The organism is Halomonas sp. XH26, assembly GCF_024138895.1.
In the GTDB taxonomy this organism is placed as follows: Bacteria; Pseudomonadota; Gammaproteobacteria; order Pseudomonadales; family Halomonadaceae; genus Vreelandella; species Vreelandella alkaliphila.
In genome coordinates this window covers 1,440,041-1,450,471 of record NZ_CP071889.1, presented here as the reverse complement: position 1 = coordinate 1,450,471, position 10,431 = coordinate 1,440,041, and the positions used below count along the sequence as shown (strand labels likewise).

The window sequence follows — 10,431 nt, the reverse complement described above, 5'->3', positions numbered from 1 at the left end:
GGACCGCCTTCTATGTTTCAACTCACCCGCAGCGTTACTTGGCAGGCACTTGAACGCCTGCGCGACAAAACCGCCAACGACCGCATTCGTGATTACTTCACCAATGACCCGCAGCGCTTTGAAAAAATGAGCCTACGGGTGGGCGGCCTGTTCCTGGATTACTCCAAGCATCACGTCTCTGATGAGGTACTCGCCAAGCTGCTTGAATTGGCCGACCACTCTGCCCTGGTTCAACGCCGAGCGCAGATGTTCTCTGGCGATATTATCAATGTCACCGAAAATCGCCCGGTACTCCACACCGCACTGCGCAATTTAAGCGATGAACCGGTGCATGTAGACGGCAACGACGTGATGCCGGAAATCAATCGCACCCGGGAACAAATCAAGCAGTTCTCAGAAGCGGTTAGAAGCGGTGAGTGGAAAGGCTATAACGGTCAACGCATCAAAGACGTGGTCAATATTGGCATTGGTGGCTCAGACCTTGGCCCCAACATGGCCGTACGCGCGCTACTCAAATACCGCCACCCGGAACTGCACTTCCACTTCGTCTCCAACGTCGATGGCACCCACATTCAGAAGGTGCTTTCACGACTAGACCCGGCGACCACGCTGTTTATCGTTTCCACCAAAACCTTCTCTACCCAGGAAACCCTGCTTAACGCCAAAACCGCACGGCGCTGGTTCGTGGAAAATGCCGGTGAAGATGCCGACGTAGGCGCCCACTTTATTGCCGCTTCCACTAACCGCAAAGCGGCGATGGAGTTTGGTATTCGTGAAGAGAACGTGTTCGAGTTTTGGGCCTGGGTGGGCGGTCGCTACTCCATGTGGTCATCTATCGGGCTGCCGATTGCGCTTTCGGTTGGTTTTGAAGGCTTTATCGAGCTGCTGGAAGGCGCTCATGAGATGGACCGCCACTTTATCGAAGCGCCCTTCGCGCAGAATATGCCAGTACTGATGGCGCTGATTGGTATCTGGTACATCAACTTTATTGGCGCCGAAACCCAGGCCATCGTGCCCTACGATCAAGCCCTGAACCAACTACCTTCGTTTCTGCAACAGCTGGATATGGAGTCTAATGGCAAATCAGTCGATATTTTTGGCCACCCGGTTAACTACAAAACCGGCCCAATTGTCTGGGGGCAAACAGGCTCTAACGGTCAGCACGCTTTCTTCCAGCTACTACACCAGGGCACCCGCTACGTGCCGATTGATTTTATTGCCTCGCTGAAACCCGAGCCCGGCGTGGAAGACCACCACTTCGCCTTGCTGACCAATATGCTCGCCCAGGCCAACGCCTTTATGGAAGGCAGCCAAGGGGACAGCAAAGAGCTTAGCCAGCATGACCCCTACAGTTGCCCCGGCAACCGGCCTTCCAGCACCCTTTTGTTGGACGAGCTAACGCCAAAAAACCTAGGCGCGCTGATTGCCCTCTACGAGCACAAAGTGTTTGTGCAAGGCGTTATCTGGAATATCAACTCGTTTGATCAGTGGGGCGTGCAGCTTGGCAAACGCATTGCCGGTGAAATCAGTGAGCGCATCGACACTAACGCCGCCGACTTCGACACCTCAACACAAGGCTTGTTGGAGCTGGTACGCGCCCACTTTCCCGGCGACAGCAGCGCAAAGCAAAGCGCGCCAGCCAGCGCTGATAAGAAACAGGCAAGGAAGAAGCGTTAAGCGGAGAGTTGGATAAACGTTAGATAAAGAAACGCCTTGGCTTTTCAGCCAAGGCGTTTTTGGTTTGATCTTTGATGCCAGTATCGACACTGGTTGAAGGCAATCACAAATCCCAAGCCGCCTAAATTAATCCGGCGCAAATTGCTCGAAGACCTGCTGTCCAGTCATTTTCTCTGTTTGGTTGTTAAACTCGTAATAATCGGGCTTCTCATCAATAAATATCTCGCTGGTGAGTTGGAATGACTGATCCTGGAACAGGCCTGCTGGGAGAATATACTCATTGCTGGGTAGCAGGTGATAGAACAGATGCGTCCCGCAGGTTGCACAGAAGCCCCGCTCTGCCCAATCAGATGAGCGGTAAGCGGCAGGCTCAGCACCAGAGAACTCTACCGGGCCACCGCAATGCACGGCGAACATAGGCCCACCCGACCAACGCCGACATAGTGAGCAATGACAAACACTGACCTGCTCGTGGTTAGGCGCAGTCACTTCGATGGAACCGCAAAGACATGTGCCTTTCATCGCAAACTCCTTTAACAACGGATACCAATAACAATTAGCACCCTCAACCATTATCGGCAATAGAGAGGAGCAGAGCTGCTCCCTAGGCCATAGACATGGCGAATATACTCAACGGCTTCAGCCATGCCATTAAGCCGCTGTCGCTGAATGAAAGTTTTGCTGTTTAGACATTTCTGTGGGTAGTGCCAAGCAGCTTATGCCAGCTCGAAAGGCGGCTTCAAGACCATGTTGTGTATCTTCAATGGCGAGACATTCATCCGCAGCAACGCCAAGCCGTTGAAGAGCCAGAAGATAGCATTCAGGTACGGGCTTGCTGTTTCGGACATCATCGTTAGAAACAATCGTAGAGAACTTCTCTTCAAACCCATTGGCCTGCAGCGTTTTTTGAACACCATTTGCACTAGCGCCTGTCACCACTGCCAGCTTCAAACCTTTACTGTGGAAGTAAGCAATAGCCTCTCGTACGCCAGGCATTAGCGGGAATGCCTGGCTAGCAAGGTAGTCCTGCGTCGCGGCGTTCTTTGCTTCTATAAGTTGATCAAGGGACACATCAATCCCAAACCTCTGCACCATATCCACGGCATTGGCACGCGTTAGTCGGAAACCACAAGGGTGCTTACGAGTAAGCTATTCACTCACTGCCCTGAAAAAAACGAAAACACTAAGACTCCAATCTTGTCCTCAGCAACTCCTCAGCGATTGCTTTGGCTTTTACGGCAGCTGCTAAATCCCCCATCACGTGGGCCTGAACAGTCGCCCCTTCTTTTAAAGTAGCTACCGCTTCCGACAACGTATTCACCGTTTTTTCATCAACGAATATTTGTGACATATACCGATTTATTAAGCCAAGCATGGCTCTTTTATGGCTAGCGCACTGTTGATGCACGGGATGATTTGAGTCACTGAATTCAGCACTGACATTGATGAAATAACACCCATGGAAAGGATAAATTAGCGTTTCTCTCTCATTAAACCAATCATCTAACGCATCGAACAAAGCAAAAATTGCGCTTTGCCCATCAGGTGCGCCCTGGGTGCGCCCTTCGATCCAGGAAGAGAATTGCCGGTCACGATAGTCAACCGTTGCAGCGACCAGAGCTTCTTTGCTGGCAAAATGATGGTATAGCGTTTTTTTTGCCACGCCTGATTCAGCGATGATCCGGTTGATACCAATGGCATGCACCCCGTAGCGGTAAAACAGCCCAAAGGCGACCGAAACTAACTGCTCTCTTCTTTCCACAGCACAACCTCACTTTCACTTTACGAATAACATATTGACCCGCAGAGACCGATCTGTCTACCATAGCCAGAGGAGACAGATCGGTCTCCCTTGTCTCAACTCTTTCGCCCAAGGATGCATCCATGAGAATTTCCCTGTATTTACCTGCTCAACAGAAAGCAGCCCTGCTCGCTGGCATTGGAGCGACTGGATGCATCACAGCACTCAGCTTTCTAAGTTCACACAGTGACGCGTTATGGCTAATGGCCCCCTTTGGCGCCACCATGGTGATACTGTTTGGATTACCCGCCAGCCCATTAGCCCAACCACGCAACGTGATTGCGGGTCACTTAATAACGGCGGCGTTAGGACTGATGGTGGCTCATTTCTTTGGCGTGCATGAATGGACGCTGGGCTTGGCAGTCGGTTTATCGATAGTCGCTATGATGCTTACCCACACCATCCACCCGCCTGCAGGTGCTAACCCCCTACTGATTATGCTAGCGGGAGAACACTGGCATTTTTTGATCACTCCCGTAGCGTCTGGAGCCCTTTTAATTGTGGGATTCGGATACGTGTATCACCGGTTTGTTTCAGGGCAACCGTACCCCAAGCAATGGTTTTAGTTGAGCAGATGTTAACAGCACAAAACCAATGTCCAGGCCATGCAAGCTCGGATTCGACATAACAGCATCTGAGACATAAAAGCACCTAGACATAAAAAATCCCCCTTGGCACTTGCGAGCCAAGGGGGATCGGTTATGTCAGCAGCGATGGCAGGCTTTAGAAGTGCCACTCCAGATTAAAGGTCATGGCATCGGTATCGACACCCGGTTGGCTGTGGTTTCCGAATTTGTTGCGCCAATACTCATAACCGACGCCCATCCATAAGGAGTTTTCCGCCCCCCATGCAACTTGCCCGACGTCTAGCATCAGCGAGGTGCGCATTAACTGCTCAGGCTCGGTCGCTTCCCCAAAGTAATCATCTCCTTTTTCGCTGTTGTAGTTATAGAACCCTTGGAATTTTAGCGGTAACGCCGCCGCTTCAAACGGCAGCCCCCAGGCCAAGTTAATTTGGTAATAGGGATCAAACGAAATGCTGTTCTGATTTTCTGGCAGCCCACAAGGTGGCAAGCCGCAGTGGTTCCATTCACGGCTATAGAAGAGACTTAGATCCACAAAGCCTCTCGGCACATCAAATTTAAACGTTGGCCCCACTACTAGCTGACGTTTACGTGGTGCAAAGCCAGTATTTTTGGTGTTTAGGTCAAACCCAAATGTCAGCGCCATGTCTTTGACGGGCCCGAAAGCGATGGGCTCATTGAACACTCCGCCCCCATGGAGTTGATGCCGATATGCTAAATAGGCTTCAGTCGCCCCTGAATCACTGTTATTGGCGGGGTCTTGGCTGCTGGACTGAAGCACGTCCAGATTTAAAAAGTTTTGGCCCAGTGAGTAACCACTAACATGGGTGAACTGGAGAATATGCTTCTCTATGTTCTCTGGGTTATTCGGCTCGGTAAACTGCGTTCCATAGCGATAACCCACGAACGTATCGCTCCATGTCGCTGCCTGGGCACTTACCGAGATAGCGCCAAGAGAAGCGCCTATCGCCAGATACGTTGCCACTGCTCGTTTGCTCTTCAACATGCAAAACCCTTTGTTGTTTGATTTTGTTTTTAGACATCTTTCTAAGAGCCCCTCTGTAAAGGCCCTCCTATCCTATAAAGACCTTTCTATAAGGACCTTCCTAACGCCGTCATGTCCGCTTTTCGCGGATGCGATAGCGATTTTTTTGCGGAAACGGCACTTCTTAGAGTACATTTAGCAATATTTATTGTATACAATAAAACAGATAAACAAATACAAATGGAGAATACAATGTCGCGTATTTTAGAAGCAGCTCGCCCCAGCCGCCTTGGCTTAGACGCCTTTCTTGAGCATTACGGGGACGTTTTTGAACATTCACCCTGGGTAGCCGAAAGCGCCTGGAAACAGGGATTTACCGACCAACACGATGACCCGGATGTGCTAGCTGACTGCATGGGCAATGTGCTTAAGCGTGCTGATATTGATCAGCAAATTGCTGTCATTCGCGCCCACCCAGACCTTGCCGGGAAAGCAGCGCTGGCGGGTGAGCTAACCCAGGATTCCACTCGTGAGCAGGCAGGTGCGGGGCTAGATCAGTGTTCAACCGAAGAGTTTGAGCGCTTTCAACGCCTGAATCAGGCCTATCAAGATACGTTCGGCTTCCCCTTTGTGATTGCTGTTAAAGGGCTTGATCGACACGCCATCCTTTATGCGTTCGAAAAGCGTCTTGAAAACGACGCCGCTACCGAGCGTCAAACCGCTATTGAGCAAATCATCCAGATAGCGCGCTTCCGCCTTCACATGCGTGCGGCCGAGTCAGCGTAATTCTCACGCGCTTAGCGCTTGTATTTTCCTTTCAGCCTGACCTGTGGTGCTCGGCCCTTCAGGCTGTGAGGCTTACCTTTTATCGTCATTCGGAGAGACCTCTATGAGTCTGGAGACAAGAGAAGATCTCGATCCGCTCGAAACCACGGAGTGGCTGGAATCCCTGGAATCAGTACTGGATCGTGAGGGCGAAGATCGTGCCCGCTACCTGATGACCCGCTTGGCGGATCGCCTGCGCCGGGACGGGATGAAGGTACCCTTCTCGGTGACAACCCCGCACCGGAATACGATCCCTGTGCATCGCGAAGCACCGATGCCCGGCGATCTGTTTATGGAGCGCCGCATTCGGTCGTTGATTCGTTACAACGCCATTGCCCAGGTCATCCGTAATAACCGCGCCAACCCCGGGCTGGGCGGCCACATTGCCAGCTTTATGTCGTCGGCCACGCTGTACGATGTCGGCTTTAACCACTTCTTCCGCGCCCCCAAAGGCGATTTTGAAGGCGACCTGATTTACATCCAGGGCCACGTTGCCCCGGGTATTTACGCGCGTTCCTACTTGGAAGGCCGTTTATCAGAAGAGCAGATGGACAAATTCCGTCGCGAAGTCGACGGCGATGGCCTCTCTTCCTACCCGCACCCGTGGCTGATGCCGGACTACTGGCAGTTCCCCACGGTGTCCATGGGCCTTGGCCCGATTCAGGCCATCTATCAAGCCCACGTGATGAAGTACCTGCATCACCGTGAGCTGAAAGACATGTACGACCGTAAGATCTGGTGCTTTATGGGCGACGGCGAGTGTGATGAGCCGGAGTCACTGGGCGCGATCTCTCTGGCGGGGCGTGAAAACCTCGATAACCTGATCTTCGTTATCAACTGCAACCTGCAGCGCTTGGATGGTCCGGTGCGCGGCAACTCCCGCGTCATGGATGAGTTCGAAGGCGTGTTCCGTGGTGCCGGCTGGAACGTCATCAAGGTGGTCTGGGGGCGTCACTGGGATCCGCTGTTCGAGAAGGACAAGAAAGGCATCCTGCAAAAACGCATGGATGAAGCGGTCGACGGTGAGTACCAGAACTACAAGGCCAACGGCGGTTCGTACACCCGAGAGCACTTCTTCGGTAAGTACCCCGAAACCGAAGCGATGGTCAACGACTTGTCTGATGAAGACATCTGGAAGCTCAACCGCGGTGGTCACGATCCGTTCAAGGTCTACGCGGCCTACCACGAAGCGGTCAACCAGACCAACGGTAAGCCCACGGTCATTCTGGCGCACACCGTCAAAGGCTACGGCATGGGCAGCGGCGATGGCGAAGCCGCCAACGAGTCCCACCAGGTCAAGAGCATGGAGTACGAAGCGTTGCGTAAATTCCGCGACCGCTTCGGTATTCCGCTCACCGACGAGCAGCTTAAAGATGTGCCCTATTACAAGCCGGAAGAAGACTCTCCCGAGCTGAAATACATGCACCTGCAGCGGGAACGCTTAAACGGCTACCTGCCGAGCCGTCGCAGTGATTTTGAGGCGCTGGAGATCCCCAGCCTGGAAGACAAAACCTTTGCCTCGCAAATGGTCGGTTCCAAAGGGCGCGAAGTCTCCACCACCATGGCCTTCGTGCGCGTGCTGAACGGTCTGGTGAAGGATAAGAAGCTCGGCAAACATGTTGTCCCGATTATTCCTGACGAAGCGCGTACCTTCGGCATGGAAGGCATGTTCCGTCAGCTCGGCATCTACACCTCGGAAGGTCAGAAGTATGAGCCGGTCGATAAAGGCCAGATCATGTTCTACCGCGAGGATCAGAAAGGCCAGATTCTCGAAGAAGGGATTAGTGAGGCTGGCGCGATGTCTGCGTGGATTGCCGCCGCGACGTCCTACAGCAACAACAACGTTACCCTGCTGCCGTTCTACGTCTACTACTCGATGTTCGGCTTCCAGCGCATTGGTGACTTGGCCTGGGCCGCGGGTGACCTGCAAGCCCGCGGCTTTATGGTCGGCGGCACCGCCGGGCGTACCACGCTCAATGGTGAAGGTCTGCAGCACCAGGATGGCCACAGCTTGATTCAAGCCTCCACCATCCCCAACTGCCGCAGCTACGACCCGACCTACGCCCACGAAGTGGCGGTCATCCTCCAGGATGGTCTGAAGCGCATGTTCTCCGACAAAGAGAACTGCTTCTACTACCTGACGGTGATGAACGAAAACTACGAGCACCCCGCGCTTGAGAACGTGCCTACCGACGATATCGTCAAAGGCATGTACCTGCTCAACGAAACCCAGGGCGATAAAGGCCGCGTGCAACTGCTGGGCTCCGGCACCATCCTGCGCGAAGTCGAAGCGGCTGCCGAGCTGTTGGCCAACGACTGGGGCATTGGTGCGGATATCTGGAGTGTGACCAGCTTTAACGAGCTGCGCCGCGAAGCGCTGCTGCTGGAGCGTGAAGGCTTCCTGAACCCGGACGCTGAGGCCAACAAGCCCCACGTGACGAAGTGCCTGGAAGGCCGTGACGGCCCGGTGATTGCCTCCACCGACTACATGAAGCTCTACGCCGACCAGGTGCGTGCCTGGGTACCCAGCGAGTACACCGTGCTGGGCACGGACGGCTTTGGCCGTTCCGACACCCGCGAGAAGCTGCGCTACTTCTTTGAAGTAGACCGCTACTTCGTCACCGTGGCGGCGCTACGTGCGCTGGCAGACCGCGGTGAGCTTGATCGTAAGCACGTCGGCGAGGCGCTGAAGAAGTATGGCATTGACGCCAACAAGCCGAACCCGCTGACCAGCTAAACCGCTGCCCGGCGGGCAGATGCCCGCCGGCTCGATCCGATTTGGAAGGAGCGCGACCTTGAGTAGCGAAATCATCAAAGTTCCCGATATCGGTGGCGATACCGATGTCGAAATCATCGAGATTGCGGTGTCAGAAGGCGACGTCATTGAAGCGGAAGACACCCTAATCACCCTGGAATCTGACAAAGCCAGCATGGACGTCCCGGCCCCGAAAGGCGGCAAGGTGCTCAAAGTGCTGGTCAAAGAAGGCGATACTGTCTCCGAAGGCGACGACATCGTTGAGCTGGAGGTTGAAGGCGGCACAGACGGTGGCGAAGAGACGTCAGCCCCCGCGTCTGACAGCCAGCCCAAAGACGCGCCAGCGAAACAAGACAAACCGACGCAGGAAGCAGCCCCCGCACCGGCAGCGAAGAAAGCCGGTGGCGGCAAGCAGACCGTTGACATCAAGGTGCCTGACCTGGGCGGTTCAGACAGCGTTGAAATCATCGAAGTCGCGGTTAGCGCCGGTGATGAGGTCAACGCCGAAGATACCCTGATCACCCTGGAGTCGGATAAAGCCTCCATGGACGTGCCCAGCCCGCACGGCGGCAAGATCGTTGCGCTAACGGTTAAGGAAGGCGACACCGTCTCGGAAGGCGACGTGATCGGCCAGATGGAAATCGCTGGCGAGGGTAGTGACGACAGCGAAGACGCGCCGCAAGCGCAAGCCGCTAGCCAAACCAGCAGCGCGCCGGAAGCAGCGGCTGTTGAAGAGTCTGCCGTTGAAAAACCTGTCGCTGAAGCACCAGTAAAACAAGCGCCTTCTCTTGAAGGCACCCCGAGTCCGGAAGCACAAATCGCTGCTTACCAACCGAGGGATAGTAAGCTGGTGCACGCAGGTCCAGCAGCACGCATGATGGCACGTGAACTTGGCGTAGACCTCGGTCTTGTTAAGCCTAGTGGCCCGAAAGACCGGGTGCTGAAAGAGGATGTGCAGGCCTACGTGAAACAGGCCATTGCCAACCAAGGTGAAGCACAAACAGCGGCTGCCCCTGCGGCGAGTGGTGGTGCTGGCATTCCCGCGATACCTGAAGTCGACTTCAGTCAGTTTGGTGACGTAGAAGAGAAGCCGATGGGCCGCCTGCTGAAAATGGGCGCGACCAATCTGCACCGCAGCTGGCTCAATGTGCCTCACGTGACGCAGTTCGACGAAGCCGACATTACCGAGCTTGAAAGCTTCCGTAAAGCCATGAAAGCCGAGGCTGAAGCCCAGGGCGCTAAGCTGACACCGTTGCCGTTTATGGTCAAAGCCTGTGCCTTTGCCCTGCGTAAATTCCCCCAGTTCAACGTTAGCCTGAAAGGCGATGGCGAAACGCTGGTATGGAAAAACTACGTGCATATTGGGATTGCCGTGGATACGCCGGACGGTCTGATGGTGCCGGTAGTGCGCAACGCCGATAAGAAATCCTTGATCGAGATAGCGAAGGAGATGGCGGAGCTAGGCAAGAAAGCGCAAACCAAGAAGCTTAAGCGTGATGAGATGACCGGTGGCTGCTTCACCATTTCGAGCCTTGGCTCGATTGGTGGAACCGCGTTCACACCGATCGTTAATGCGCCGGAAGTGGCGATCCTGGGGGTATCGAAAGCGCAGATGAAACCGGTATGGGATGGCAGTGCCTTCCAACCGCGCTTAATGATGCCGCTATCGCTCTCCTACGATCACCGGGCGATTAACGGTGCGGATGCCGCCCGCTTTACGGCCTTCCTGGCCGATGTGTTGACGGATATTCGCCGATTACTGCTGTAATCGTCTCACAGTAAGCCACAAGCGGCGCCCAATAGG

At 54.3% G+C, this 10,431-nt stretch carries 9 protein-coding genes; 5 read left to right on the top strand and 4 right to left on the bottom strand.

The genetic code is table 11. The features are described 5' to 3' along the window. Positions 1-12: 12 nt before the first annotated feature. A complete protein-coding gene (pgi, locus tag J4377_RS06675; protein WP_038483223.1) occupies positions 13-1,677 on the top strand; it encodes a glucose-6-phosphate isomerase in 1,665 nt (554 codons plus the stop codon). Positions 1,678-1,803: 126 nt separating this feature from the next. On the opposite strand, the gene J4377_RS06670 is transcribed toward pgi, so the two are convergent. The 3 genes from J4377_RS06670 to J4377_RS06660 all read right to left on the bottom strand — a co-directional run bounded on the left by J4377_RS06670 (position 1,804) and on the right by J4377_RS06660 (position 3,439). After that, entirely contained in the window at positions 1,804-2,199 is a 396-nt protein-coding gene (locus J4377_RS06670; RefSeq protein ID WP_198349898.1) for a GFA family protein, read from the bottom strand. A gap of 129 nt (positions 2,200-2,328) precedes the next feature. Beyond that, positions 2,329-2,772, bottom strand: coding sequence for an HAD family phosphatase (locus J4377_RS06665; RefSeq protein ID WP_301271695.1), 444 nt, complete (start codon positions 2,770-2,772; stop codon positions 2,329-2,331). 88 nt (positions 2,773-2,860) lie between these two features. After that, positions 2,861-3,439 carry a TetR/AcrR family transcriptional regulator gene (locus tag J4377_RS06660; RefSeq protein ID WP_253487499.1) on the bottom strand — a complete coding sequence of 193 codons (579 nt, stop codon included), beginning with the start codon at positions 3,437-3,439 and terminating at the stop codon, positions 2,861-2,863. Between the two features lie 122 nt (positions 3,440-3,561). Between J4377_RS06660 and J4377_RS06655 the strand changes: the two genes are divergently transcribed. Continuing rightward, entirely contained in the window at positions 3,562-4,044 is a 483-nt protein-coding gene (locus J4377_RS06655) for an HPP family protein (protein ID WP_038483211.1), read from the top strand. A gap of 157 nt (positions 4,045-4,201) precedes the next feature. Here J4377_RS06655 and J4377_RS06650 read toward each other — a convergent pair whose 3' ends face one another. Further along, entirely contained in the window at positions 4,202-5,068 is an 867-nt protein-coding gene (locus J4377_RS06650; protein WP_095604306.1) for a hypothetical protein, read from the bottom strand. Between the two features lie 231 nt (positions 5,069-5,299). Here J4377_RS06650 and uraD point away from each other — a divergent pair, with 231 nt between their 5' ends. The 3 genes from uraD to aceF all read left to right on the top strand — a co-directional run bounded on the left by uraD (position 5,300) and on the right by aceF (position 10,395). After that, positions 5,300-5,833, top strand: a complete 534-nt coding sequence (gene uraD, locus J4377_RS06645) for a 2-oxo-4-hydroxy-4-carboxy-5-ureidoimidazoline decarboxylase (RefSeq protein WP_095604307.1) — start codon at positions 5,300-5,302, stop codon at positions 5,831-5,833. Between the two features lie 103 nt (positions 5,834-5,936). Beyond that, positions 5,937-8,609, top strand: coding sequence for a pyruvate dehydrogenase (acetyl-transferring), homodimeric type (aceE, locus tag J4377_RS06640; RefSeq protein WP_125751270.1), 2,673 nt, complete (start codon positions 5,937-5,939; stop codon positions 8,607-8,609). A 58-nt stretch (positions 8,610-8,667) separates the two neighbouring features. Further along, positions 8,668-10,395: a dihydrolipoyllysine-residue acetyltransferase gene (gene aceF / locus J4377_RS06635; protein ID WP_253487497.1), complete on the top strand. Its 1,728-nt coding sequence runs from the start codon at positions 8,668-8,670 to the stop codon at positions 10,393-10,395. Positions 10,396-10,431 lie beyond the last annotated feature (36 nt).